Here is a 26,094-nt window from a genome sequence, read left to right on the forward strand (position 1 = left end):
GATTTATGCGCGTTCGGCGGAATTTATGCGCGTTCAGCGGGATTTATGCGCGTTCAGCGCACCGAATCAAATCCGCCTCCGGCACGACGCCCACAATCCGCCCCTAACGCGCCGCCACTAACCCGCACCCAGCAAAACGGCACCCATAAAAAAGAAGCCCGCGTCCGGCAATCCGCCGGACGCGGGCTTTCTTACACACGCATTTACAGCACTTTTTCCAGGAAATCCCGCGCACGATCCGTTTTCGGATGATCGAAAAATTCGGTCGGCGTGCCTTCTTCGATCAGCACACCGTGATCCAGGAACAGCACGCGGTCCGCGACTTCACGGGCGAAGCCCATTTCGTGCGTCACGACGAACATCGTCATGCCGGACTTCGCCAAGTCTTTCATGACATCAAGCACTTCCTTGACCATTTCCGGGTCGAGCGCCGACGTCGGCTCATCGAACAGCATGAGATCCGGCTCCATCGCGAGCGCACGCGCGATGGCGACACGCTGCTTCTGCCCGCCAGACAGGCTGGACGGGTAAGCATCCGCTTTTTCCGCCAGTCCGACACGCGCCAGCAAGGTCCGGGCCCGTTCCTGCGCCTCGGCTTTCGACACACCGCTCACGGTCTGCGGAGCGTAAGTCAAGTTGTCGAGCACCGTCATGTGCGGGAACAGATGGAAATGCTGGAACACCATGCCGATGTGCGCGCGCACTTTCTGGATGTTCGTTTTCGGGTCGGTCAGTTCCTGATCCCGGAAGATCACTTTGCCGGAAGTCGGGACTTCGAGCATATTGAGGCAGCGCAGGAACGTCGACTTTCCGGAGCCGGAAGGGCCGACGACGGCGATCACCTCACCTGCGTTTATTTCCGTATTGATGTCTTTCAGGACGACATTCTTGCCGAACTGTTTGAAAAGATTTTCCGTTTTAATCACTTGCTCTCAGCCTCCGTTCCACTTGTCTGCCGAGGATGGTCAGCCCCATCACCATGACCCAGTAGATGGCGCCGACCAGCAGGAGCGGCTCGAAATTGCGGTACAGTTCCGCGCCGACGACTTGCGCGCGGCGCATCAGGTCCAAGTATCCGATGACGGATACGAGCGCCGATTCCTTCGTCAGCGTGATGAATTCGTTCATCAGGGCAGGGAGGATGTTCTTGAACGCCTGCGGCAGGATGATGTCTTTCATCATGGCGCGGTACGGGACGCCGAGCGCCTGCGCGGCTTCCACCTGCCCGCGGTCGACCGCATTGATCCCCGCGCGGATGATTTCCGAAATGTAGGCGGCCGAGTTCAGCCCGAACGCGAGAACGGCCGACAGGAATGCGCTGATGTCATAACCGGTCAGCTGCGGTACGGCGAAATAAATGATCATCAGCTGCAGCAGGAGCGGCGTGCCGCGGAACACCGACGTATAAGCGTCGGCGAACCAGCGGAGAAACCGGCTGCTGCCGATCTTGCACAGAGCGAGCAGGACGCCGAGCACCGAGCCGAAAATGAGAGCCACAATAACGAACCGCAATGTCGCCCATATTCCGGCAAAAATGAACGGAAGAAACGGTCCAAGCTGCGAAAAATCAAGATTCATTCAGATACACACACCTTTTGCAGTGGATTTGACGGGCACATCATTCGGTGAACCATTCATCTCTCAGTTCCTGCAGGTAGCCGCTTTCTTCCGCTTCCGCCAGGATGGCATTCACTTCTTCGGTGAGTTCACTGCCTTTCGGGAAAGCGATGGCGACACCCGGTGACTCGACCGTCGGATCTTCAAAGCCGGCAAGGCCCTGTTCCTCGATGAACCCGACCGCGGCCGTCGTATCCAGGTAAGCGGCGTCCACACGTCCGGCCAGCAGCTCCTGGATCATGAGGCCGGCGTCATCGATCGATTTGATGTCGATGTCCATGCCTTTTTCTTCCACGAGCCCTTCGATCGTCGTTTCCTGCATCGTGCCGAGCTGCACGGCGACCGTCTTGCCTTCCAGATCCCCGATGGAATCAATGCCGGCGTCCGGAAGCGTCAGGAACGTCTCCCCGGAATTGTGGTAGACCGTCGAAAAATCGACGTTCTCTTTGCGCTCATCCGTCGCGTTCATGCCGGCGAGCACCATATCGACACGGCCCGCCTGCAGCGCGCCGACCAGTCCGTCGAACTTCATATCCGTGATTTCAAGCTCGCGGCCGAGTTCGTCCGCGATATACTGCGCGAGTTCGATGTCGAAGCCGACGAATTCACCTTCCGCATTGCGCGATTCGTAAGGCGGGTAATCCGCCGATGTCGCCATTTCGAGGACTTCCGTTTCTTCTTCTGCAGCTGCGGCACCGGTGTCCGCCGCCTCTTCTCCGCATGCGCCGAGCGCCAGTGTCAGTGCTGCCGCCCCTGCGAGCAGCCAGTTGTTTTTCACCATGATGCAAATCTCCCATCTGTGTTGTTTTTAGCCGAATAAACCCGGCGATGCCTTAAAAAAATAAGCCGGGCAAAGTCCGGCGACTCTGCCCGTCAGCTGTCCGGTTTTATTCCTCTGCCAGCCACTTTTCTTCCAGTTCAGCAAGATAGCCGCTCTCTTCGGCTTCCGCCAGCACTTCGTTCACGTCATCGACGAGATCGCTGCCTTTCGGGAAGGCGACCGCCATGCCCGGTGAACTTGTCGTCGGGTCATCGAATCCTTCGAGCCCCTGCTCTTCGATGTAGCCTTCCGCAACGGATTTATCCATATAAGCCACATCGACGCGGCCGGTCAGCAGTTCCTGGATCAGAATGCCGGCATTATCGAGCGCTTTGATTTCGAAGTTCAAATCCTGTTCTTCGAGCAATTTGCGCGCGCCGTCTTCCTGAATGGTGCCGAGCTGAACGCCGACCGTCTTGCCTTCCAAGTCTTCGAGGGAATCGATGTCAGAGCCGGGCTGGGTCAGGAACATTTCACCGGAATGGTGGTACGGCGTGGAGAAGTCGACGTTCTGTTTCCGTTCGTCCGTCGCGCTCATGCCGGAGAGGACCATGTCGACACGTTCGCTTTGCAGGGCGCCGATGAGCCCGTCGAATTTCATGTCCGTGATTTCCAGTTCATAACCGAGTTCATCGGCGATGTAGTTGGCCAGATCGATATCGAAACCGACGAACTCACCTTCGGCATTTCGGGATTCGAACGGCGGAAAATCAGCTGATGTCGCCATTTCGAGCACTTCCGTTTCCGTTTCTTCAGCTGCGCCGTCCTCCGTGACCGCAGCTTCCTCTGCGCCGCACGCGCCGAGCGTCAGCGCGAAAGATGTCAGGCCGGCAGCCATCCATTTGTTTTTTATCATGTATAAATCCTCCCTTTATTGAATAAAAATTCGATAAAGTGAAGTTTAGCAGATTGGTCGTCCCTTGTGAAGGGGTTTTGTGTTTTTTTGAAATAAAATCCGAATAGCTATGTATAAGTTATGCAGGCAGCCGGAGGACCGGCTGCCTGCATCCCTTCCTTTATTCCCGCTGGCGGTACTGGTTGTCCGCCAGTTCGTACAGCCCGGCGTTTTTCAAATAGTGCTCCGGCGCCAGGAATGTCACGGTGATGACGCCCGGATGCCGGCCGATCTCGATCGAGCCGGTGATGGTGGCGCGGTTCAGGATTTCAGGGACCGGAACGCCGAACAGATCGGCCGCCCGCTGCAGTCCGTTGTCCGTGGCGTCGTTCAGCGTCGGGCCCGTCCCGATGAACGAAACGGGGAGGGATTCTTCGAGCGTCTGCACATTCCACTGCGCCGCCACTTTTGCGGCCGCCGCTTTTTCCTGGGCGGTGAACGGTTTGGCGGTATACGGCAGATCGTCCGGATGCGGCAGCAGGATCGGGCCGTCCAGTTTCACGCCTTTCAGCACATGCACCTGAAGATGGGTGATGCCGGATACATCGGTCGTATGGCCGGCGATTTCGCCGTCGCCCTGCATGGCGTGCATGTCGCCGAGATACACGCCGCCGCCCGGCACTTTCACGGGGCAGATCAGCGTCGCGCCCGCCCGGACGCGGCTGATGTCGAGATGCCCGTCGGTGCGGTGCTCGTCGAGTTCTTCCTGCGTGCTCGCATATTCATGCGGCGCGCCGACAAGGAACGAACCGAAATCCCCGGCATTGTGGGAATCCGGCGTCGGACGGGAAGGCGTCGTGCCGAGCTGGCCGAGGAACGGCCGCATGCGGGCGATGGTGCCGACGAGGTCATGCGGCGCGAACGTGACGATCGGATTCTGCACCGAATGTTCCGGTGTCTTCATATACGCTTTGCCATCCCGGGCGATGGTCTCCGCGGCTTCCTTCGACAGCGTCACACCGACGTCGCCGTTTTCGCCGAAGAACATGGTGTAGCCGTTCGTGAACACGAACGGAGTGACGTTTTCCCCGCAGTTCGCGCAGCGGATGGAGTCATCGCCCGTGCCTTTAATAACCGTATCCGGGTACATCGTGCCGCAGCCCGGACACTTGACGGCGATGAACGGATCGCCGAGGAAGCGTCCTTCCACCGGCTGATCGTTGCCCGACGAAGTGGCGCGGGACGTCACTTCGACCGTCTTGATCCGGATGGCGATGGCATCCCCCGGCTCGGCGCCTTCCACGTAGACCGGCTGCGTCACTTCATGGCCGCCCCGGATGCATGGCGTGATCATCGGCCCCCAGCAGCCCGGCGCCGTATGGGCGATGATGTGGCCGCCGTCTTTCACCGGCCCCAGCATGTCAAGCCCGGGATCCAGCACACCGTTCACGTACCGGTTCACGAGCAGCGTCTCTTGTGCAGTCTTCATCCGAAGATCCTCCTTCAAAATGTAGTCGAATAAAGTATAGCATCATTTAATGTAAAATTCGTAAAATTCAATCCTTTTTTGTGTATAATGAATGAGTAATCATTTTTTTTGCGAGGGGGAATGGAAGAGTGTTTATTGCAGAGAAACTGGAACAGTTCGCGAGCCAGCAGCCGGATCAGCCGATCACGGTGTTCAACGGGAAGGTGACGAGTTACGGTGAACTGCACCGGAAAGCGTCATCGCTCGCCCGTCACTTCCAGGACAAGGGGTATAAGACGGATGATATCGTCGCGCTTCTGCTGCCGAACTGCGACGATTTTTTGGTTTGCTACTATGCATGTCAGATCGGCGGATTCACCGTGCTGCCGGTCAACACGAAGCTCGCGCCGAACGAAATCCGCTACATCCTCACCCATTCGGAAGCGCGCGGCCTTATTTATGACCGTTCGTACCGGGAAATGCTCGATGGGATCCGGCCGGATCTGACGGCGCTGGAGGATGAAGCCGTGCGTGGGGAAGGGCTCGATCAGCTCATGGAGTCCGGCGATGAAGCGCTGCCTGTCGGACGGGAAGCGGACGATACGTCCGTCATTTTTTACACATCGGGGACGACCGGCAAACCGAAAGGTGTCATGCTGTCGAATAAAAACGTCGAAGCGGCTGCGGAAATCTGGTCGGCATCGATGGAAATGACAGCGGATGACCGGGTGCTCATCGTCGCGCCGTTATTCCATTGCGCGGCCAGCCACGTCTTCAGCATCCCGCTCATCCATAAAGGCGGGACGGTCGTGATCGAGGAAGGGTTTTCGCCGGAGCATAATTTGAGCGTGATGGAACAGGAGAAAGTGACGATCTTCTTCGGCGTGCCGGCGATGTACAGCGTGCTGCTCAACACGCCGCAGCTGGAAAAAACCGATCTGTCGTCGCTTCGTTTATTCACCTACGGCGCCTCGCCGATGCCGTATGAACTCGTGAAGCGGGTGAAGACGCTGTTCCCGGACGTCAAAGTGCAGAACCTGTACGGCCAGACGGAAAACGCGCCGGCCGCGACAAGCCTGACGGATGAGTCGGCACTTGAGAAAATCGGCTCGGTCGGCAAACCGCTCCTCTATACAGGTGTACGGGTGGCGGACGAGGAAGGGAACGCGCTGCCGGTGGGCGAAGTCGGTGAAATCATCGTCAAAGGCCCGCAAGTGATGAAGGGCTACCTGAAGAACGAGGAAGCGACGCACCAGACGATCCGCGACGGCTGGCTGTTTTCTGGGGATCTCGGCAAGTTCGATGAGGAAGGTTTCCTGTACATCGTCGACCGCAAGAAAGATATGATCATCCGCGGCGGCGAGAACATTTACCCGCTCGAAGTCGAGGAAGTGCTGTACGAAATGCCGGAAGTGCTCGAAGCGGCGGTCGTCGGCGTGCCGCACGAAGTGCTCGGTGAAGTGCCGAAAGCGTTCGTCGTCCTGAAAGAAGGGCAGAGCCTTGCGGAAGAAGAAGTGCTCGATTACTGCCGGGGCAAAATCGCCAACTACAAACTGCCGGCGGAAGTCGAATTCATCGGCACCCTGCCGCGGAACGCCAGCGGAAAAGTGCTCAAAACCGCACTGCGCGGCGAAGTCCGGGCGTGAAAAATAGTGCCTGGCACCAATTGTCAGATAATTGGTGCCAGGCACTCCCTGAGAAGTGACAGGAGGAGATGCTGTGAAAGGGAAAGTGTTGTTCATAACAGGAGCTGCCCGCGGCATCGGATTCGATATTGCGAAATCGTTCGCGGATGCGGGTGCGAACGTAGTGCTGTCGGATTTGGATCAGGAAGCGGCGGAGCGCGCCGCTGCGGCATGCGGCCACCATGTACGCGGCATCGTTTGCGATGTGACGAAAGAAAAAGACATCCGGGGCGCCATCGATTACACCGTGAAGGAATTCGGCCGCATCGATGTCCTGATCAACAATGCGGGCATGCAGTATGTCTCGTATATCGAGGATTTTCCGGTGGAGAAGTTCGAGCTGCTCGTGAAGATCATGCAGACAGCTCCGTTCATTGCGATGAAATATGCACTGCCGCACATGAAAAAGCAGCAGTCCGGCCGCATCCTCAACATGGCTTCCATAAACGGACTGATCGGTTTTGCCGGAAAGGCCGCCTATAATTCCGCCAAGCACGGCGTGATCGGTCTCACGAAAGTGGCGGCGCTCGAAACGGCGGCGGACGGAATCACCGTGAATTCGATTTGTCCGGGCTATGTCGACACGCCGCTCGTCCGCGGCCAGTTCGATGACTTGGCGAAAACCCGCAACATTCCAGTGGAAAAGGTGCTGGAAGAGGTGCTGTACCCGCTGATCCCTCAAAAACGGCTGCTGGATGTGCAGGAAATCACGGACCTTGCCTTATTCCTGGCAAGCGATGCCGCAAAAGGCATGACCGGTCAGGCTGTGGTCCTGGACGGCGGCTATACAGTGCAATAAAAAACGGATGGCTGCCGAATGAATCGATGGCCATCCGTTTTGTCAGAGAACTTCCCATCCGCGTTCAGCGGCGATCGCCCGCAGCCGGTCATCCGGCCGGACCGCCACGGCGTGGCCCGCAAGTTCGAGGATCGGCAGGTCGGAAACGCTGTCGCTGTACGCAAAACTTTCACGCCAGTCGATTTGCCGGTCGCCGAGCACCGCGTTGATTTCCTCGATTTTCCGTTCGGACTGGATATGCCGGACAGGCGACCGCTTATCGAGCGCGCCGTTCGGATAGGCGACGTGCGTCCCGATCACTTGATCGACCGGCAATTCTTCTGTCGCCGCCTCCAGAAGGGGCGTGAAGGCACCGGAAACGAGCATGACGAAGTCTCCCTGATCGGCGTGCTGCCGCATCCGGTGGATGACTTCCGGGTTGAACCCGTCCTTCATTTTTTCCGCGACTTCTTGGAAATAACCGGTCAACTCCAGCTCCGGGAGTTCATGGAAGGCCGAGAGATACGCCTTCATGGAACGCTCCCGCATGACGGGTTCCGGGACGATTTTCAGTTTGTATCCGAGGTAAGGGGGCATGATGGCCCGGTAGAATGCTTTATAGCGGTTTTTGTGCGTCGGGTGGTGTTTGAGATGGCTCATCAGCAGGTCGAACGTCTCGCCTGCGTACAGCGTCCCGTCAAAATCGAATATGGCCGCGCGCATGCAATCACTCCTTTCCCCTATCATACCAAAAAGCGGCTGTCCGGGAAGCCGTAACCCGACTTCCGGACAGCCGCTCTGCTGTTATTTCCGCTGATTTTCCTGCGGTTTCATATTGTTCTGCTGATCCGGTTTCCGTGCCTGGTCCTTGATCGACTGATTTTCCTGTTCCTGCTCTTTTTCATTATCAAAGAAGTCCTTTTTGTCGGCCATCAAAAATCCCTCCTTATTTCTTTGATTCCCGGCGGCTTCCGGCGTTAAACCGGCCGCGGAAACGGGAATGGTTGTGAAAAGGAGGGAAAATGCATGGAACAACTCCAGACTTTCCGGTTTGATGATGACGGCCGGATCCCCAACAATCCGCATCTGCCCGTCCTGCTGTATGAAGGGGCGTTCCGGACCGATCCTGACCGGATCGAACGCGCCTTCAACGAAAACGGCTGGACGAACAGCTGGACAGACGGGGTCTTCGACTATCACCATTACCACAGCAACACGCATGAAGTGCTCGGAGTGAAATCCGGAACGGCGGAACTCCAGCTCGGCGGAGAGGGAGGGAAGACGTTCACCGTACGGACAGGGGACGTCGCTGTGCTGCCGGCAGGAACCGGCCATAAAAGACTGAGCGCGAGCGAAGACTTCCAGGTGGTCGGCGCCTATCCCGATGGGCTGAGCCCGAATAAAAAATTGGGTGAACCCGAGGAACGGCCCTACGCGCTCGAACAGATCGCCAGTGTGCCGCTGCCGGCGCAGGATCCGGTCCGCGGGGAAGATGGCCCGCTGTTTAACACGTGGATGTAGCCATGGAACCGGGCGGCCATCCGTGCAGCGAATAAATCAGGGGCAGGGGTGTATTGCAAGTATCCACTTGGGTTTCACAAGTATTCCGCCCGGTTTCGCAAGTATCCGGCCCCTTTGTACAAGTACCTGCATGCGCCGCGTGCCGGCCCGTCTGCGAATGAAGCACAATGCCGGAAACAAACACACAAGGAGGCGGCCCTCGAAAAAGGCCGCCTCCTTATTTTTTATTCATCGCCGTGGCCGATACAGCGCTCGCATTCGTACAAGTACGACTCATGCTGTTCCTCGATTTCCTGTCCGCATTCGATGCACACCTTTTTCGGCAAATTCCGGTAAAATTCGAGTGTTTCCATCATAATGAATCGCCTCCGATTTTTTAGGATAATCTGTCATAGCCGGGCAGCGTCAGAAATTCGATGAAATCGCGTTCGAGTACGAGGGACGAGAACAGCTCAGCGCCGGCTTCATAATTCCCTTCAGCGAAAGCTTCCCCGCCGGCGGATTCCCGGATGGCTTCCAGTTCCTGGGCCAGCATTTCCTTGAACAGGCGCACGGTCACTTTCCGGCCGTCCTGCAGGCACCCTTGCGGATGGCGGATCCACTGCCAAACTTGGGCGCGGGAAATTTCCGCCGTGGCGGCGTCCTCCATCAGGTTGCGGATCGGGACAGCGCCGCGGCCGTCCAGCCAGGCAGCCAAATACTGCACGCCGACTGAAATGTTCTCCCGCAGGCCGGCTTCGGTGATCATGCCGCGCGGCACCGCCAGCAAGTCGTCCGCCGTCACCTGGACATCCTCCCGCTTCCGGCCGATCTGGTTCGGCTCCGGCATCCCTTTATCGAATTCCGCTTTTGCGATCGGGACGAGCGCCGGATGAGCGACCCATGTGCCATCGTGGCCGTCGTTCACTTCCCGCCGCTTATCCGCGCGCACTTTTTCGGACGCCGCCGCATTCGCTTCGGGATCCCCTTTCACAGGAATCTGTGCAGCCATCCCGCCGATGGCCGGGGCACCGCGCCTGTGGCACGTCTTGATAGCCAGCTGCGTATACGCCCGCATGAACGGCACGGTCATCGTCACTTGCGCCCGGTCGGGAAAAAGCACCTTCGGCTGGCTGCGCAGCCGCTTGAGCATGCTGAAGATGTAATCCCACCGCCCGCAGTTGAGGCCGGCGGAGTGATCCCGGAGCTCATACAGGATCTCGTCCATTTCGAAGGCTGCCAGCACAGTCTCGATCAGCACGGTCGCCCGGATGGTGCCTTCAGGAATGCCGAGCGCTTTCTGGGCAAAGCCGAACACTTCGTTCCAGAGCCGGGCTTCCAGATGGCTTTCAAGCTTCGGCAAATAAAAGTAAGGGCCGGTCCCGCGGTCGATCAGCTCCTGTGCGTTATGGAAAAAATAAAGGCCGAAATCCACAAGGCTGGCACAAGCCGGCCGTCCTTCGATGCGGATATGTTTTTCGGGAAGATGCCAGCCCCGCGGCCGCACCATCAGCACGGCCGTTTCGTTATTCACCTCATACGCCTTACCGGTCTTCGGGTCCGTGAAGGTGATTGTCCGCCGGACGGCATCGTGCAGATTCACTTGTCCTTCGATGATGTTTTGCCATGTAGGGGAAGTGGCATCTTCCAAATCCGCCATGAACATGCTGGCGCCGGAATTCAGCGCGTTGATGATCATCTTCCGGCTGACGGGTCCTGTGATTTCCACACGCCGGTCCTGCATGTCATGGGGGAGCGGCGCGATCGTCCATTCCGCTTCCCGGATATGTGCGGTTTCGGGCAGAAAATCAGGCAGGTCACCCGCATCGATTTCCTTCTGCCGCCGGTCCCGCTTGTGCAGCAGTTCTTCCCGCCGGCGGTTGAACCGCACATGCAGCTCATACAGGAACTCCAGCGCTTCGGGGGTCAGGATCCTGTCGCTTCCCGTCACCGGCCCGCCTGTGACCGTAATGCGTTCAACAGAAGTCTGATTGACAGTCATGTGCATCCCCCCTCTCACGTTACCGGCACGAACTGTGCCGTCTCTGTCGAACCCCGCATGGCTGTAGTCGATGATGTGCCGCCAGAAATGACCTGGGCGACTTCGTCGAAGTAACCGGTCCCGACTTCCCGCTGGTGGCGCGTCGCCGTGTACCCTTTCGATTCGCTCGCAAATTCCGCCTGCTGCAGCTCCGAGTAGGCGGCCATGCCGCGGTCGCGGTAGCTGTGTGCCAGCTCGAACATGCTGTGGTTCAGCGCATGGAAACCGGCGAGTGTGACGAACTGGAACTTATAGCCCATCCGTCCGAGTTCCACTTGGAATTTCTCGATCGTTTCCTGATCGAGCTTCGCCTGCCAGTTGAAGGAAGGCGAGCAGTTGTAGGCGAGCAGTTTGCCCGGGAAGCGGGCGTGGATGGCATCCGCGAACCGCTTCGCTTCTTCCAGATCCGGGTGGGAGGTCTCGCACCAGACGAGATCGGCGTACGGTGCGTAGGCGAGGCCTCTCGCAATCGCCTGGTCGATGCCGGGAACCGTCCGGTAGAACCCTTCCGATGAGCGTTCTCCGGTAATAAAACCATGGTCCGCCGGGTCGATGTCGCTTGTGATCAAATCCGCGGCGTCGGCGTCGGTGCGGGCGATCAGGATCGTCGGTACGCCGAGCACATCCGCCGCCAGCCGGGCGGAAACGAGGTTCCGGACCGCATTCTGCGTCGGCAGCAGCACTTTGCCGCCCAAATGACCGCATTTCTTCTCGGACGCGAGCTGGTCTTCAAAATGGACGCCCGCCGCGCCCGCCTCGATCATCGCTTTCATTAATTCGAAAACATTCAGCGGGCCGCCGAAACCGGCTTCCGCATCCGCTACGATCGGCGCGAACCAGTCGAAGCCATCTTCGCGGTTCTCCGTCTGATCGATCTGATCCGCCCGCTCCAGCGCCTGATTGATGCGCTTGACGACGTGCGGCACCGAATTGACGGGGTACAGCGACTGATCGGGGTACATCTGGCCGGCGACATTCGCATCCGCCGCCACTTGCCAGCCGCTCAAGTAAATGGCTTTCAGCCCCGCCTTCACTTGCTGGATCGCCTGGTTGCCGGTCAGGGCGCCGAGGGCATTGACGAAATCCTCTTCCTGCAGCGACCGGTACAGCCGCTCGGCACCTCTTTTCGCGAGCGTGTGCTCGATCATCACAGAACCGCGGAGCTTCACGACATCTTCCGCTGAATACGGCCGCTCGATGCCTTGCCATCGGGCGTCTTCCGTCCACGTCTTTTCCAGTTCATCGATTTGCAGTTGTTTATTCACCAAACATCCCACACCTTTCGGAAAAAGATTTACTGTTTTATAACAGTATGTTATCGTGTTTCTAATATAGTACAGAATTTTCTGTTTGAAACAAGATTCCGACAGAACACCGATTTTGGGGGACGAAAGGCGAAATAAGCGGATGAAAGGGGTTTTGTGATCGTGGAATGGACGGACGTGTTGAAATTCGAAGGGTTTTGGCTGGATTGGGTACCGGACGAAGCGGCGGTCGCGGTGGCCCGAAACGGGAAGTACATCTACTTCCGTCCGGGCGTGCCCGGCGTGTCCATCCGCCCCGGACAGCCGGTCGAACCGGGAAGCCTCGCCTGGCAGGTGGCGGAAACGGGCGAACGGATCGAACGGCGGGGGATGCGGTTTTTGGGGGAGACGGACTGCTGCGGCGTCGGCTATCCGATTCCGGGCGGGGCGATCATCGTACTGCTGCCTTCCGCTTACATAGTCAAAAAAGAACGGCCGGTGACCGTACTCACCGGCAAATCGGACGATCGCTGGCATCCGGTTCCGGTGAACGATATCCTCTACATCGAAAGCCAGCAGAAAAAGACATGGTTCTGCACGGAAGAAGGGCGGTTCAGCACTTCCTTTACATTGAAGGAACTGCGCGCGCGGCTGCCCGAATCCTTCCTCACCTGCCACCGGTCGTATATCGTGAATACCGGTCGGATCAAGGAAATCACCCGCGACATCTCATCAGGTCTGCTGCTGAAGATGGCCGACGGCTCGCTCTTGCCCATCAGCCAGAACTTCACAGCGGACATCCGGGACCGGCTCGGTTTTTGAGACGCTACTTTACGGTGCCTGGCACCATTTTTCACAATTGCTCACACAATCGTGAATTTTGGTGCCAGGCACCCGTTTTTATGCGATAATGTGAGGATTCAGCAGAAGAGAGAAAGGTGCGAGTCCATGGGAATTTCAATCAACAGCTGGACAGAGGAGATCAAAATTTCCGGCATCCGGCAGTTTTTCAATCTGTTGGCCGATTACCCGGATGCGGTCGGGCTGACGGTCGGACAGCCCGACTTTCCGACGCCCGAAGCCGTGAAGGAAGCGGGGATGCGGGCCATCTCGGACGATAAAACCGGCTATTCTCACAACGCGGGGCTGATGGATCTGCGGCTGGCCATCCGGTCGTTCTTCAGTGAAGTGCACGGGCTTGCATACGATGCGGCCAGTGAAATCATCGCGACGAACGGATCGAGTGAAGGGCTCGATTCCATCTTCCGCACCATCTTGGAAGAAGGGGATGAAGTGATCATCCCGGCGCCGGCCTATCCCGGATACGCGCCGCTGATCCGGCTGTCGGGGGCGGAAGCGGTGTTCCTGGATACATCGGATACGGGATTCCAGCCGGACCCCGACCGGCTGGAGGCGCTCATCACGCCGAAAACGAAAGCGGTCCTGATGAACTTCCCGACCAATCCGACCGGCGTCACTCTGGGCGATGCCCGTCTCGGCCAGCTGGCTGACGTCCTGTCGCGGCACGAGGTGTTCATCGTCTCGGACGAAGTATACAGTGAGAACCGCTTCGACGGCATCCATCGTTCATTCGCCCATTTCCAGGCGCTCCGGGACCGGACGTTCATCGTGCACGGCCTGTCGAAGTCGCACTCGATGACCGGCTGGCGCCTCGGCTTCATCGCCGGGCCGGCCTCCGTCATGCAGCACGTCCTGAAAGTCCACCAGTACAACGCCGCCTGCGCTTCGCTTCCGAGCCAGTATGCGGCCATCGAAGCGCTGAACGGGCAGCGACATGTCCCTGCCGAAATGAATCAAGCCTACATTGAACGCCGGGATTTCGTGTACAGCCGGCTGTCCGGAATGGGGCTGGACGTCGTGCGGCCGACCGGGGCCTTTTATATCTTCCCTTCGATCAGGAAGTTCGGTCTGTCTTCGGCGGAATTCGCGGAACGGCTGCTGAAGGAAGGGGGCGTAGGGGCTGTGCCGGGATCCGCCTTCACGGAATATGGGGAAGGTTTCCTCCGTATCTCCTACGCATACAGCATGCCGGTGCTCAAAGAAGGGATGGACCGGCTGGAAGCGTTCATCCGCTCGATTTCCTGAACACCACAAAAAGGCTGCCCGGACTGTCAGTGAACACTGGCAGTCCGAGGCAGCCTTTTGCTGTCCGCGGCAGATCCTGTCGCGCTTAAAGGTCTTCGCCGGCCTGCTTCCGGTTGGCGACGGTGGGCTTCATCCGGTTTTGCTGATCGGGCAGCCGTTCCTGGTCTTCCAGAGATTGCTGCTCCTGCTTCAAGTCGTTGCCGGCAGCTTGTTCATCTTCTTCCCGGCGCTTTTTCTTCAGGAGTTCTTCCGCTTTTTCCTGATTGCTCTTATTCTGATCGGAATGATATGCAGCCATTGAAATCCCTCCTGTTTGATTCGGTATTCCTTATTTTCCCGCCGCTGTTTCAGGACAAACACGAAAAATTGGCGGAAGAGAGTGAAATTTACGCCGGTCAGGCCGATATATCCATCGTAACAGGAATCCGCACAGGCAATCAGCGAACTGGAGGTACAGGGGATGGATAAAGAAAAGGCCGTCAGCAAATCCGGCAAATGGAAGAAATGGAAAAAACCGAAACCGATCCAATCGGCAACCGGCCGCCGGTTGTCATTCAGCAGCATTCAAGCGAAGATCCTGCTCGGCTTTTCTGCAGTGATCGCGCTCGTCCTCATCATGGGGGCTGTCAATTACCAGTCCGTATCCAATATGAACCGCACGACAGAGAAAATCGCGGAACAAGAGCTGGAATTCCTGCTTGTAGACGAAAAACTGGCATTCATCATGGCGCAGCAGCTCTCCGCGGCACGAGGGTACATCCTGCTCGGGAAGCTGACGTACAAAGAGGACTTCAAGGCGCTGACGGAAGAAAGTCAGCCGCTGCAGGACTACTTGCTGGAGCATTCCACTTCGGAAGAAGCCGCCAAACTCATCGCGGAAAGCATCAGCTGGCGGCAGTCGCTGAAGACCGACGTGTTCGACGAATACGATGCCGGCAATACGGAAGACGCCCGCTACAACCTGGACGTCATGCTGGCGCCGGTGTCCGAGAAAGTGATCGAAGGATTCACGGCCCTTGCCGACGGACGTGAAGCGAGCATCAAAGCTGAAGGCGCGGCAGCTATGAAGCAGGGGGACAGAAGCAAACTCATCACCCTCATCCTGCTTGCAGCCGTCTTTGCGGCCGGTATCGCGGTCGCGCTCTACACAGCCCGCCTGATCGCCAGCCCGCTGAAACGGGTGACCGAACGCATGACCGCCGTCGCGGAAGGCGATTTGAGCACCGGCCAGCTCGAAGTCCGGTCGAAAGATGAAACCGGCCAGCTCATCCACGCGGTGAACATCATGAACAGCAGCATGCGGGACCTCGTCAGCCAGATCACCGGCGTGTCCAAAAACGTCTCTGTGCAGAGCGATGAGCTGACGCATGCGGCGACAGAAGTGAAAGAAGGATCGTACCAGATGGCCGCCACGATGCAGGAACTGGCATCCGGGACGGAATCGCAGACCCACCACACGGTCGACCTGTCCCAGTCCATGGAACAGTTCTCGCAGAAAATGGCTGAAGTCAATAAAACCGGCGAGACCGTTTGGGAGTCGGCGAACGAAGTGGCCGGACTGACGGAACAGGGCAGCCGGCTCATGGAGGCCTCCGTCCGGCAGATGGCGGCGATCGACCGGATCGTGCAGGAAGCGGTCGGAAAAGTCAGCGGCCTCGACGAACAGTCGAAACGGATCGGCGAACTGGTGTCGGTCATCAAAGAAATCGCCGGCCAGACGAATTTGCTCGCGCTCAACGCGGCCATCGAAGCGGCCCGCGCCGGTGAGCACGGCAAGGGATTTGCGGTGGTGGCGGACGAAGTGCGCAAGCTCGCCGAGCAGGTCGCCAATTCCGTGACGGATATCACGGGGATCGTATCCGGCATTCAGAAGGAATCCGCCGAAGTCGCCAAGTCGCTGCAAGGCGGCTATCATGAAGTCGAAAAAGGCACGGAACAGATCAAATCGACCGGCGAGACCTTCACAGTCATCAGTGAAAATCTTGCGGGCATGGTCGTCCGGATCGAGGATATCACTGCGAAGATCACAGACGTGTCCGAAGACAGCCGGAAGATGAGCACGAACATCGAAGAGATCGCCGCCATTTCCCAGGAGGCGGCAGCGGGCATCGAAGAGACGGCGGCTTCGTCCCAGCAGATCAGCTCATCGATGGAACAAGTCGCCGGCAGCTCGACAGAACTGTCCCGTTCTGCAGGCGCGCTCAATGACCTGATCGGCCGGTTCAAAATATAAGCTTAACTTCAGCCGCACGCGGAAAAAGGAAACCGACTCCTTTTCCCGCGTTTTTTGCGTAGCCCGTCCTTTTCCTGCACCTAAATAGCGAAACATTCCTGTATCTTTCAGCCCTCCAATTAAAAATTAGTAATAGGTCAAAAAGCCTGTACAAAATCAAGTGAAGTGATTATAATGAATGATAAGAGCGACACGGAGAGGGGAGACAGGGAAGATGAAGAAATTCACGAACTACTACTACGTACTGGGTGTATCCCAGCTGGCTTCCCGCAAGGAAATCAGAACCGCCTATGAACAGAAAAAAAGACTGTACGCCGAAGGGGACGCCCAGCAGGCGCTCCTGGAGGAGGCATTTTCGATCCTCCACCAGCCGCTGTCCCGGGAACGGTATGATGAAGAATTCGAACGCAATACGAACCGCCGGATGAGCCGGCAGCGTGAGCTTCAGCTCAGCCTCCTCCGGCAGCGGGCATGATCAGCGGCTTCCCTTTTTCGTAAAGGGAGCCGTTTTTTATTGCCAAAAAAAGTTTTCAGAAAATAAGCTGCATCCGCTAGTGACAGTGATAAAATGGAAAACAGGGACATTCCGAAAAAAAGAAGAGGGGGATGATGACATGACTGTACTGTCGCGTGAGGCAGCACATGGGGGGCGGCCGAACTTCTACACGACGGATGAGACGCTCCGCCGCATCCTGCAACACTCGCTGGACGGCCCGTTTTTCGGCTACGCAGACCGGCAGCTTACGGAATTCGGGGCGAAGTGCGCGGGCGAACTCGATGAGCGGGCGCGCCATACGGACCGGAACGGGGCGCCGCAGCTGATCAGGTATGACAAGTACGGCGAAGAGGTTTCCGAAGTATGGGTAAACGAAGGGTACCGCCGGACGGTCGATGAAACGTACCGGACGGGTATCGCCGCTTACGTCCATAAAGAGATCCCCGAGCTCGGCAGGACCGGCAATTACACGTACAGCTTCGCCCAAGGCTACGTGCTCTCCCAGTCGGAACCCGGTTTTTACTGCCCCGTCACACTGACGATGGCCACCGCCTATCTGCTGGATCACTTTGCGGATGATGAACTGAAGCGGAAATTCCTTCCGCACGTCTGCTCGACCGGGGAGACGGAACTGTTCGAAGGGGCGACCTTCCTGACGGAGCGGCAGGGAGGGTCGGACGTCGGAGCGAATTCGCTGAAAGCGGCTGAAGAAAACGGCACGTGGCGGCTCTATGGCGAAAAGTACTTCGCCTCGAACGCGGGGATGGCGGGCGTCGCGATGGTGCTTGCCCGCATGGAAGGCGCGCCGGCCGGTTCAAAAGGGCTGACCCTCTTCGCGGTGCCCTGGCGCACAGAAGACGGTTCGCTGAACGGCATCCGTATCCGGCGGCTGAAGGACAAACTCGGCGTGCGCGCGGTCCCGTCAGGCGAAGTGGAATTCGACGGGGCGGAAGCATTCATCGTCGGCGATCCGAAAAACGGCCTCAAATACATGATGGAAGCCCTCAACCTGTCGCGGATCTCCAATGCCGCGGCTTCGGTCGGCATCATGCGGCGGGCATTCACCGAAGCGCTCGATTACACATCCCGGAGGCAGGCGTTCGGCAGCTACCTGACCGACTACCCGGCAGTCCGGGATACGCTCGTGAAACTCACCGTTAAACAGGAGATGGAAACCGCCGCGCTGTTCGACCTGATCGGATTGTATGACCGGGTGACTGCCGGGCAGACGACGGAAGCGGAAAGCATCCTGTGCCGCCTCCTCATCGCCGTCATGAAAAAAGAGACCGCGGAACAGGCGGTCCGTTTCGCCCACGAAGCGATCGAACTCCATGGCGGGAACGGCTACATCGAAGACTTCGTGACGCCCCGGCTGCTTCGTGACGCCCAAGTCCTGACCGTCTGGGAAGGCACCGCGAACATCCTTGCGCTCGAACTGATTCGTCTTGTCAATAAATTCAGCGGCCACCTTCTGTTCATCGATCACCTTGAACAGCGGCAGGCCGGCTTGCCGGCAGCCGCCCGGCGGGAAATCGCAAAACTCTGTGAAAAGCTGGAACGGTTTGCGGACTACGGCCATGACCGGCAGACGGTGGAAGCGAAAAAGCTGATGGAAGACATGGCGAAATGCTATGAAAGCGTGGTCGCTTCGGAATGGGCCGAGCGTTTCGGCGGCCGCTATGCGCTCATGGCGGAACTTTACATGGAAGAAGCATTCGGGCAGGAAAACAGCATGAAAGCCGCCGAAACCTTCGACCGGATCATCCGTTGACCGGATGTCGCCGTTCCGGAATAGGAGTAGGCATAAAATCGGGCAGCCGGTGGTCCCGGCTGACCGATTAAAATTGCTGGGGGAGAATTGCTTAAAAAGAACTATCTAAAAATTTAAAAATTCATTGAGTAATTTGTCGGATTATGGGTATAATCTTATAGAGATGGATTTTACTCAGCAGTTTAGGAGGTTATCGGATGTCATCTTCCATTAATTACCGTAATACGGAAAAAGTTCACTACCCTCAGCAACGAAGCATCCAGGAGTGCCAAAACAGCCTCCGCTCCGCATCGCCGGCACTTGCTGAAAAAGGGGACCGCTTTCTGGAATATTTTCAGTATCATGCGACAGAAGAGGGGGTTTTATTCCGGACGATCCAAGAATTGACCAGGGAATTGGATATGCCCCACCAGACGCTTACAAAAATATTGAAAATACTGGAAAGTAACGAGCTGATTTATCGGCGGAATGGAATTATCGGCCTTTGGAAAAAATAAACAGATAACGAAAGAGCCCGGAAGCAAAAGCTTCCGGGCTCTTTTTTTAGTTCCTAGGATTCATTTATTAAGAAAAAAGAGGGGGGCGGTCAATAGACCTTTTTTCCTTTATTACTAGAAGCAATACTGTCATGACACTCTTTTGGATTAAGGAAAGGTGTAAAAAGGTAAATTCTGTAGACATTAGGTCCTTCATTTTGCAGATTTGTGGCTTTCAAAAAGTTAGAACCTATGATAAACTATTCTAAAAATTTAGTACTTTTTAGTTTCATTGTCACGGTCCAGCTTTTCAACGGCGAGGAGGGTGAAGATGAGATACGGCCAGTATAAAAAAGTGGTGGAACGGGAATTCGGTAAACCGCTCGGCTCGCTGATGCGTTCATTGTGCAAGGAAGAACGGCTGAGCGCTTCGGAAGGTGCGAAGCGTCTGGGCGTACCGAAAGAGATGTTTATCTACTGGCGTCATCACTACCGCCTGGAACCGAAGCAGCTGGCATTCGATCGGGCCGTCACCGAGCTGGATGTACGAGGTGAAGAATTTGCTGCGGATGCCGGCGCCGAAGTGCTGAATAGCCCTCCAAAGTATGCGGATGAAACCTCTCTCCGCGGACTTGCCGAAGAAATCAGCAGAAACGTCGCGTATTACAAAAAGCGCCGGGCTGAAAGCGAAGGGCTTGACCCGGAAGCCGGGATGCTGCCGCTGTATGAGTTTGCAGAGGAACTTGTCACGGAATATATGTCCAGGGAACCGAAAAACCAAGAGAATTCACAGAGATAAAAAATCAGGGGGTTCAATGAGTCTTTCCAAATACTAGGGGCAGGTGAAAAGCATGCGCTATGCACAGTACAAGGGAGTCGTTGAACGGGAATTCAATAAGCCGCTGAGACAAGTGATGTACGAAACCTGTGTGGTCGAGCAGCTGACCGCTTCGGAAGGCGCGAAAAAATTGGGTGTGGTCAAAGAAATTTTCATCACGTGGCGGCGTCACTACCGCTTCGAGCAGAAGCAGCGACTTTTCGATGCGGCTGTAAAAGAACTGGAGACGATCCGGCTGTAGGGGAAAAATGAAAACCGGTGAGCTGCAGGGCCCTGCGGGAGATGTTCAGAAGGGACTGGTAACGATGAAATCTGCAGCAGCCGATGACCGGCGGCTATCCATGAACGGGAATCCGCCGCAAAGTATGTTCAATACGGACGCCCCGGAAGTGACCGGGAGCGAAGGGAAGGCGAAGATCTTTTGTATCGGTGCCTTCTGCACGGAACAACCGGCCGATTCAGTACATACGCTGCTGACTGCAGCTGAACTTCTGCGGAAACGGAAATGCCGGTTCAAGCTAGTCTTGGCCAGGATGGCGGGACAGGGAAATCAACCGGCGTTCAATACAGGGGAAATCCGGCTGTACGAGACAGTCGATGTGGGAATGGCAGGAGCAGACAAATTTTTCGCGCGTCTCGATCTGTGCCTGTTCGTCGGCATTTCGGATTCCGCAGCGCATTATATGATGGAAGGTATGAAGATAGGGGTGCCATGGATTGCGGTGGGCACCCCGGAAACGATCGACCTGCTTTACGGGGAAGAAGGGAATCGGCTCGGCCCCGCCGGTCTGGTCGTGCCGACTGGCGCAGCGGATATGATCGCCGATTACTGTGAGTGGTTCATCCGCAATCCGGATGTCCGGAAACTGTTTGCAGAAAGCGCGAAATCGCGGGCTAAGGGATTGCATTAGATCTAAAGGAGCTGAAGAGCGGACGGAAGGGATTGGATTCCATGACAGAAGAGAACGCGGGGAAATACAGAGTCTGGTTTGCTGTATTCGTGAACGGAAAGAAAGAACAGTTCCGGGAATACGACGTGGATTCCGTCGAAACGGCCGCGAAAGTCATCAAAATCTTTATTCAGGAATTCGAACGGCTGGACCGGAAGTCCAACTACCTGTTCGGCCTCGAACACTTCGACGAGGAGCACAAGGAATGGGTGGAGTGGCAGTCTGAACAGGGGGAAGATATCCTCGCCTATATTTACTACCACGACCCGATTGACCGGTTTCTGTAGACAGCGGAAACCGGTTTTTTGGCGGAAAGTGAAGGCAAAGCTAAACCGCCGCAGGATGGCGGCGGTTTATGTAGGGCTGATTAAACTAGGTCGCTTTTGATGCTGAATGGTGGTGGAACAGTGACTTGAACAGCGACATCATAGCTTGAGACAAATGGCGGTGGAACAGTAACTTGGACAGCCAAGTCTTGTTCATTCACTTCTTTAGGACTGACTGGTCCATTCAACAACGCCGCGGCTGCAATTCCAGCCATTAGTAATAAAGAACCTGCTTTTTTCATCTTCTCTCCTCCTTTTAGGTTAAAATCATAAATTGCCTTGTGGCCTTTTGGGCCTTGTCTAACATTATAGCAGATTTCTTATATTTTCCTAATTCTAAGTAAACATTTCCTAGTTTACCATAGTAATATCCTAAATCAGAAAAATTAATATCAATCTTTAATGCGGGAATTAAATTTTCTATAACATTTTGCTCAAAGCTCAAGAGATCTCCGTTTACAAGATATTGAAGAGAAATAAATTCGTGGTAAGCTTCAACAAATTTACCGTCGTTTATTGCTTCCAAATCAATTTCTTTATCTGCAATTAATTCTAGCCCCTTGTTCACCCATTTACGCTGCTCATTTTTATCTCCTAATTCCAGATAAGACTTAACAAGAACTGAATATGCTGAAAGAATATCTGCTAAATATTCTTCTGGAACATACTCTAAAGAGTTTTCATATGAAAATAGCAGATTGGATTTCGCCGTGCATAAAATAGAAGACTCCGCAATTATATTCCGCTACATATAAAAGATGTTCGAAATCCAATTTTTTACTGATTTTAAGTGCTGTTTTTAAGTGCTCGATTGATGACCTGAGATTCTTCATGCGTTGCTGACTTATGCCTAAATTTATATGGCACTCTACCACTCTTTTAGGGAGAAATTCTTCTTCATATATAGCCAGAGCCATTCTGGTATATTTGTCAGCAGCTTCGTTCTTTTTAACTTGAGTCGAAGAAATTCCGATCGAGTAATATAAATCCCCGCATTCTGTCGGCGAAATATTTGCGGGGGCTATTTTTTCGGCAAGGAGGTACAAGTTCAGTGCCGTTTCAAAGTTCCGATTCATGTATTGGAAAGTGCCGCAGTATTTATGGAACAAAAAGTATTGCTCTTGGTTCATGAATTCTTTTAATTGTTCCATGTCTTCTATTTTTTCTTCCGCACTATCTAAGTCACCAGTTACGATAAAAAAGCGAATTAGCTGGATGCTATAATCAATCTCGATTTCCTCATCAATATTCAGAAGCGGATGCTCTGAAATCATTGAGTAAAGTTCCCGGATCCGCACTCGATCCTGTGGGTGCAGCAGCAATTCCTTGAATTGTTCGATGAGCTGCTGGCCGATCGGGTTTTCCACCGGCGCAAGCGGAATCCGGAGTTTCTCGCACAGCGCTTTATGCAGATCAGCGGAAGGGGCCATATCGCCCAGCTCAATCTTTTTGAGTTCAGCAGGAGACAGAAGACCTTCAGCAAGCTCTTCCAGTTCCATGTTCTGCTTCTTCCGGTGATACTTGATGCGTGCGCCTAAATCCATGCGGCTTCTCCTTTCAGACCCGACAGGCAGGAAAGTGGTGATGATCGATTTTTCATAACGAGCGGAGCGTCCGTCTTTCTTAGTCACGGACGTATTCAAACGGCTGCCTAGTACGATGGTTTCCGCCTCCATTTCCGATTCTGTTCTCTCAATTCTATGAATCTCATACTACCACTTTTTACAAAAAAAGAACTCCTATTTTTTGAGAAAATTCATAAAATGAATCTATTTTCGTATAGAATGTCCAAGGGGTCGTTAGTTCTTCTGGTCCTCCTAGGGCTGAAGCATCTACTAACATTTATGCACTTTTTGAGAGGAGACCTTGCTTTTTCAGTGAATAAAGTAGAGAATGTTTAAAAAGTTATCATTTAACCTTTCGAGGGGGAACAAAAATGGAAAAACAGATTTCTTTCTGGTGGGCGATCGTACCGCTCATCGCCATGGTGGCAGCCATGCTGATCACCATCGTTTATTTGGAACAGGGGCCGCACATGCCGCTGCTGTTCGGTACCGCCGTAGCGGCTCTTGTCGCCTGGCGCAACGGTTCGAAATGGCCGGAAATTGAAGAAGCCATCTACAAAGGCATCCGCCTCGCGCTCCCCGCTGTGATCATTCTGATTCTGATTGGACTCATCATCGGTTCTTGGATCGGCGGCGGCGTCGTGGCGACGATGATCCTTTATGGGCTTGAAATCCTGAGCCCTTCGCTGTTTCTTGTGACGATCGCCGTCATTTGCGCCGTCGTGTCGCTTGCCATCGGAAGTTCATGGTCGACGATGGGGACGATCGGTGTGGCCGGCATGGGGATCGGCCTCAGTATGGGCATTCCTGCCGCTATGATTGCCGGAGCCGTCATTTCCGGTTCATATTTCGGCGATAAAATGTCACCGCTTTCAGACACGACCAATCTGGCGGCCGGCCTGACGAACACGGACCTCTTCGAACATATCAAGCACATGTGGTGGACGACAGTTCCCGGATTTGCCATCGCGCTGATTGCGTTCTGGTTCCTGGGACGCGGATTCTCGGCAGCCGGAACGGATACAGCGGATATCGCAACGACTGTCGGAGTGCTGCAGGACAGTTTTGTCATTTCACCGTGGCTGCTGCTCATCCCGCTCGCGGTGTTCGTCATGGTCGGATTCAAAGTCCCGGCCATTCCGGCACTCTTGATCGGCGCGTTTCTCGGGACTTTGGCCCAGATTTTCATCCAGGGCGGATCGATCGCGGAAGCCGTCGGTGTGCTCCAGGGCGGCTATGTCATCGAAACGGGGAATGTGCTCGTGGATGACTTGTTCAACCGGGGCGGGCTCGATTCCATGATGTACACGGTGTCGCTGATCCTCGTCGCGATGTCGTTCGGCGGAATCCTCGAATACACCGGGATGCTGAAGGCGATCATGGAAAAAATCCTGAAACTCGCCAGAACCGGCGGCAGTCTCGTGGCGTCCACGGTCGTCTCGGCGACAGCGACGAATGCGATGTGTGCGGAGCAGTACATCTCCATCGTCGTCCCTTCGCGGATGTACGCAAGTTCGTACAAAGAAAAGAACCTGGCTTCGAAAAACCTTTCCCGTGCACTGGAGGACGGCGGAACACTGACTTCCGTTTTCTTCGCCTGGAACACGTGCGGTGTGTTCATTCTCGGCACCCTCGGCGTCAGTGCGTTCGAGTATGCGGCGTTTGCCGTCTTTAATTACACAGTGCCGCTGATTTCCATCATTTACGGCCTGATCGGCTTTACGATTGCGCCGAGAGGCACCAGCGGCGAATACGAGCCGCAAGCGGAATAAACGAAGCAGCCCTCTGCCTTTTTGGCAGAGGGTTTTTGTGTTTACAGGGCCGCTTTTTACGGGTAAAGAGTCTGAAAAGAAGCTAACTGGAGGTTTTATGCATGAACGTTGATAAACGGTACGCTGGAATCGCCTTCAGCGATGAAGAGGCGAAAAACTGGATCGCGGAACTTGAAAAAAGAGGCTATGCAGCCCGTGACATCCATATCATCGCGGATGATGAAGATAAATTCCGTTCCTGGGAACGGACGCTCGGAGTCCATGTGGAGTCGGACCACCCGCATGAATCCTTTACGGATAAGTTCAAGAATTTCCTGGGCGGCCGTGAACAGGCGGACGAAGGGCTCGACCGGCTGAATCTGACGGAAGCGGAACGCGAGAAATCCCGGGAAGCTATCCGCAGCGGCGGTGTGCTTTTATATGTCGAGGAACGGGATGATATTGGAAGGGAAGGACGCGGACCGGTCGATGTGGCGGAAGACGGCGATTACAAAGATCGTTCGGCTACGGCGCCGGACGCGCACATCAGCCCGTCGACGAACCAGTTCGTCAATTCGGTCGACAACGAATACGGCCAGCAGGAAGAACGGTATGATGAAGGGGAGACATTCATTCCGACAGGTACGTTCAATGTGTTCCCGATCCTTCTGAAGGATGTGCACCATTATTCCTTCACGACCGGGGAAAAACCGCTTGTGGAACGGCCGCGCGCCGGCATGAGCAAAACGGAGACCCGATCAAATCCTGAGAAATGACAAGCGGACGGGCTGTCCGGAACCGCGCCTTACAGGTGCGCCGGACAGCCCGTTTTTTTATTGGGCGGTATAGCCGCCATCCACTAGGAAATTGACACCGGTGACAAAACTCGCTTCATCGGAGGCGAGGAATGCGACCGCATTCGCGACTTCTTCCGGTTCGCCGAGCCGGCCGACCGGGTGAAGGGAAATGAGGTGGTTTTTCATTTCTTCATCCAGCTGATCCAAGAGAGGCGTGTTGATGTAGCCGGGGCAGACAGAATTCACGCGGATTCCCTGCGGCGCGTATTCAACGGCGAGCGCCCGTGTCAGATTGACGACTCCGCCTTTCGCTGCCGTGTATGCCGCTGTCTGTGCCTGGCCGACATGGCCGAGGATCGAAGCGTTGCTGATGATGCTGCCGCTGCCCTGCTTGAGCATTTCTTTCAGTGCATATTGCGCGCATAGGAAAACGCCTGTCAAATTGATATCCACCACGTTCTTCCACTGGTCGAGCGATTCTTCATGGGACGGAGCGAGTGAGCCGATGCCCGCATTCGAAAACAGGATGTCGATTCTGCCGAATGTATCGACAACCGATGCGATCATCTGATCGATCTGCTTTTCGTCCGACACGTCCACTTTCACAAAAGCCGTCATGTCCCCGAGTTCATCTGCAAGTTTCCTTCCGGCTTCTTCATTGAAGTCGGCGATGACTACTTTCGCACCTTCCTGGATGAATTTCCGGACTGTCGCTTCCCCGATTCCGCTTGCCCCGCCTGTCACGACTGCCACTTTCCCTTCGAGTCTCATTCCATGCGCCTCCTTGGCGAAATAGT

Annotated in this window: 30 protein-coding genes; 15 read left to right on the top strand and 15 right to left on the bottom strand. The window is 55.5% G+C overall.

All coding sequences use genetic code 11. From position 1 onward, the window contains the following. Positions 1-203: 203 nt before the first annotated feature. The 5 genes from CCE92_RS03750 to CCE92_RS03770 all read right to left on the bottom strand — a co-directional run bounded on the left by CCE92_RS03750 (position 204) and on the right by CCE92_RS03770 (position 4,761). Complete coding sequence (locus tag CCE92_RS03750) at positions 204-926, bottom strand: amino acid ABC transporter ATP-binding protein (protein WP_088006184.1); 723 nt, start codon at positions 924-926, stop codon at positions 204-206. Then, positions 919-1,578 (bottom strand): amino acid ABC transporter permease, encoded by a 660-nt coding sequence (locus CCE92_RS03755; RefSeq protein ID WP_088006185.1) that lies wholly within the window; start codon positions 1,576-1,578, stop codon positions 919-921. Before CCE92_RS03755 ends, CCE92_RS03750 begins: the two co-directional genes overlap by 8 nt. Before the next feature lie 40 nt (positions 1,579-1,618). Next, on the bottom strand, positions 1,619-2,398 hold the full coding sequence (locus CCE92_RS03760; RefSeq protein WP_088006186.1) for an ABC transporter substrate-binding protein: 780 nt from the start codon (positions 2,396-2,398) through the stop codon (positions 1,619-1,621). Between the two features lie 106 nt (positions 2,399-2,504). Next, a complete protein-coding gene (locus tag CCE92_RS03765) occupies positions 2,505-3,293 on the bottom strand; it encodes a transporter substrate-binding domain-containing protein (RefSeq protein WP_088006187.1) in 789 nt (262 codons plus the stop codon). A gap of 160 nt (positions 3,294-3,453) precedes the next feature. Then, positions 3,454-4,761 carry an acetamidase/formamidase family protein gene (locus CCE92_RS03770; protein ID WP_088006188.1) on the bottom strand — a complete coding sequence of 436 codons (1,308 nt, stop codon included), beginning with the start codon at positions 4,759-4,761 and terminating at the stop codon, positions 3,454-3,456. 128 nt (positions 4,762-4,889) lie between these two features. On the opposite strand from CCE92_RS03770, the gene CCE92_RS03775 reads away from it, so the two are divergent. Together CCE92_RS03775 and CCE92_RS03780 are read left to right on the top strand one after the other, a co-directional pair. Beyond that, the gene (locus tag CCE92_RS03775) at positions 4,890-6,386 is read left to right on the top strand and encodes a class I adenylate-forming enzyme family protein (protein WP_088006189.1); all 1,497 of its coding nucleotides are present in this window, start codon (positions 4,890-4,892) and stop codon (positions 6,384-6,386) included. Positions 6,387-6,459: 73 nt separating this feature from the next. Next, on the top strand, positions 6,460-7,224 hold the full coding sequence (locus CCE92_RS03780; RefSeq protein WP_088006190.1) for a 3-hydroxybutyrate dehydrogenase: 765 nt from the start codon (positions 6,460-6,462) through the stop codon (positions 7,222-7,224). A 42-nt stretch (positions 7,225-7,266) separates the two neighbouring features. Here CCE92_RS03780 and CCE92_RS03785 read toward each other — a convergent pair whose 3' ends face one another. Together CCE92_RS03785 and CCE92_RS16295 are read right to left on the bottom strand one after the other, a co-directional pair. After that, entirely contained in the window at positions 7,267-7,926 is a 660-nt protein-coding gene (locus CCE92_RS03785; RefSeq protein ID WP_088006191.1) for an HAD family hydrolase, read from the bottom strand. Between the two features lie 81 nt (positions 7,927-8,007). Continuing rightward, entirely contained in the window at positions 8,008-8,136 is a 129-nt protein-coding gene (locus CCE92_RS16295; RefSeq protein ID WP_277621512.1) for a hypothetical protein, read from the bottom strand. A 93-nt stretch (positions 8,137-8,229) separates the two neighbouring features. Here CCE92_RS16295 and CCE92_RS03795 point away from each other — a divergent pair, with 93 nt between their 5' ends. Beyond that, entirely contained in the window at positions 8,230-8,724 is a 495-nt protein-coding gene (locus CCE92_RS03795; RefSeq protein WP_088006193.1) for a cupin domain-containing protein, read from the top strand. Positions 8,725-8,948: 224 nt separating this feature from the next. Here CCE92_RS03795 and yhfH read toward each other — a convergent pair whose 3' ends face one another. The 3 genes from yhfH to aceA are packed head-to-tail and all read right to left on the bottom strand — an operon-like array spanning position 8,949 to position 12,012. Further along, a complete protein-coding gene (gene yhfH, locus CCE92_RS03800) occupies positions 8,949-9,077 on the bottom strand; it encodes a protein YhfH (protein ID WP_088006226.1) in 129 nt (42 codons plus the stop codon). Between the two features lie 23 nt (positions 9,078-9,100). After that, positions 9,101-10,705 (bottom strand): malate synthase A, encoded by a 1,605-nt coding sequence (gene aceB, locus CCE92_RS03805; RefSeq protein ID WP_088006194.1) that lies wholly within the window; start codon positions 10,703-10,705, stop codon positions 9,101-9,103. A 14-nt stretch (positions 10,706-10,719) separates the two neighbouring features. Further along, on the bottom strand, positions 10,720-12,012 hold the full coding sequence (aceA, locus tag CCE92_RS03810) for an isocitrate lyase (protein WP_088006195.1): 1,293 nt from the start codon (positions 12,010-12,012) through the stop codon (positions 10,720-10,722). 159 nt (positions 12,013-12,171) lie between these two features. Between aceA and CCE92_RS03815 the strand changes: the two genes are divergently transcribed. Beyond that, positions 12,172-12,810, top strand: coding sequence for a LytTR family DNA-binding domain-containing protein (locus CCE92_RS03815; RefSeq protein WP_162287805.1), 639 nt, complete (start codon positions 12,172-12,174; stop codon positions 12,808-12,810). Positions 12,811-12,936: 126 nt separating this feature from the next. Beyond that, positions 12,937-14,094: an aminotransferase class I/II-fold pyridoxal phosphate-dependent enzyme gene (locus tag CCE92_RS03820; RefSeq protein WP_088006197.1), complete on the top strand. Its 1,158-nt coding sequence runs from the start codon at positions 12,937-12,939 to the stop codon at positions 14,092-14,094. Positions 14,095-14,179: 85 nt separating this feature from the next. Here the strand turns inward: CCE92_RS03820 and CCE92_RS03825 are convergent, their stop codons facing one another. Beyond that, positions 14,180-14,392: a hypothetical protein gene (locus tag CCE92_RS03825; protein WP_088006198.1), complete on the bottom strand. Its 213-nt coding sequence runs from the start codon at positions 14,390-14,392 to the stop codon at positions 14,180-14,182. Between the two features lie 162 nt (positions 14,393-14,554). Here CCE92_RS03825 and CCE92_RS03830 point away from each other — a divergent pair, with 162 nt between their 5' ends. From CCE92_RS03830 to CCE92_RS03865, 8 genes are all read left to right on the top strand, one after another. Beyond that, a complete protein-coding gene (locus CCE92_RS03830; protein ID WP_088006199.1) occupies positions 14,555-16,327 on the top strand; it encodes a methyl-accepting chemotaxis protein in 1,773 nt (590 codons plus the stop codon). Between the two features lie 214 nt (positions 16,328-16,541). Further along, positions 16,542-16,802, top strand: coding sequence for a DnaJ domain-containing protein (locus CCE92_RS03835; RefSeq protein ID WP_088006200.1), 261 nt, complete (start codon positions 16,542-16,544; stop codon positions 16,800-16,802). Positions 16,803-16,941: 139 nt separating this feature from the next. Beyond that, entirely contained in the window at positions 16,942-18,594 is a 1,653-nt protein-coding gene (locus CCE92_RS03840; RefSeq protein WP_088006227.1) for an acyl-CoA dehydrogenase family protein, read from the top strand. A gap of 197 nt (positions 18,595-18,791) precedes the next feature. Beyond that, a complete protein-coding gene (locus tag CCE92_RS03845; RefSeq protein ID WP_088006201.1) occupies positions 18,792-19,091 on the top strand; it encodes a winged helix DNA-binding protein in 300 nt (99 codons plus the stop codon). Positions 19,092-19,401: 310 nt separating this feature from the next. Then, positions 19,402-19,869, top strand: coding sequence for a hypothetical protein (locus CCE92_RS03850; RefSeq protein WP_088006202.1), 468 nt, complete (start codon positions 19,402-19,404; stop codon positions 19,867-19,869). Between the two features lie 52 nt (positions 19,870-19,921). Next, positions 19,922-20,149, top strand: coding sequence for a hypothetical protein (locus CCE92_RS03855; protein ID WP_088006203.1), 228 nt, complete (start codon positions 19,922-19,924; stop codon positions 20,147-20,149). 64 nt (positions 20,150-20,213) lie between these two features. Next, positions 20,214-20,819: a glycosyltransferase gene (locus CCE92_RS03860; RefSeq protein WP_162287806.1), complete on the top strand. Its 606-nt coding sequence runs from the start codon at positions 20,214-20,216 to the stop codon at positions 20,817-20,819. 41 nt (positions 20,820-20,860) lie between these two features. Continuing rightward, positions 20,861-21,145, top strand: a complete 285-nt coding sequence (locus CCE92_RS03865) for a hypothetical protein (RefSeq protein WP_088006205.1) — start codon at positions 20,861-20,863, stop codon at positions 21,143-21,145. Between the two features lie 80 nt (positions 21,146-21,225). Here CCE92_RS03865 and CCE92_RS03870 read toward each other — a convergent pair whose 3' ends face one another. The 3 genes from CCE92_RS03870 to CCE92_RS03880 all read right to left on the bottom strand — a co-directional run bounded on the left by CCE92_RS03870 (position 21,226) and on the right by CCE92_RS03880 (position 22,860). Next, positions 21,226-21,426, bottom strand: a complete 201-nt coding sequence (locus tag CCE92_RS03870; RefSeq protein WP_088006206.1) for a hypothetical protein — start codon at positions 21,424-21,426, stop codon at positions 21,226-21,228. A 14-nt stretch (positions 21,427-21,440) separates the two neighbouring features. Next, positions 21,441-21,752, bottom strand: coding sequence for a hypothetical protein (locus CCE92_RS15925; protein WP_088006207.1), 312 nt, complete (start codon positions 21,750-21,752; stop codon positions 21,441-21,443). A gap of 112 nt (positions 21,753-21,864) precedes the next feature. Next, a complete protein-coding gene (locus CCE92_RS03880) occupies positions 21,865-22,860 on the bottom strand; it encodes a helix-turn-helix domain-containing protein (RefSeq protein WP_088006208.1) in 996 nt (331 codons plus the stop codon). A gap of 260 nt (positions 22,861-23,120) precedes the next feature. On the opposite strand from CCE92_RS03880, the gene nhaC reads away from it, so the two are divergent. Both nhaC and CCE92_RS03890 read left to right on the top strand, forming a co-directional pair. After that, positions 23,121-24,521, top strand: a complete 1,401-nt coding sequence (gene nhaC / locus CCE92_RS03885; protein WP_088006209.1) for a Na+/H+ antiporter NhaC — start codon at positions 23,121-23,123, stop codon at positions 24,519-24,521. A gap of 101 nt (positions 24,522-24,622) precedes the next feature. Further along, positions 24,623-25,276: a general stress protein gene (locus CCE92_RS03890; RefSeq protein ID WP_088006210.1), complete on the top strand. Its 654-nt coding sequence runs from the start codon at positions 24,623-24,625 to the stop codon at positions 25,274-25,276. 57 nt (positions 25,277-25,333) lie between these two features. Here CCE92_RS03890 and budC read toward each other — a convergent pair whose 3' ends face one another. Next, positions 25,334-26,068, bottom strand: coding sequence for a meso-2,3-butanediol dehydrogenase (gene budC / locus CCE92_RS03895; RefSeq protein WP_088006211.1), 735 nt, complete (start codon positions 26,066-26,068; stop codon positions 25,334-25,336). Positions 26,069-26,094: the final 26 nt, after the last annotated feature.

The sequence above is a fragment of the Indiicoccus explosivorum genome, assembly GCF_002167005.1.
In the GTDB taxonomy this organism is placed as follows: Bacteria; Bacillota; Bacilli; order Bacillales_A; family Planococcaceae; genus Indiicoccus; species Indiicoccus explosivorum.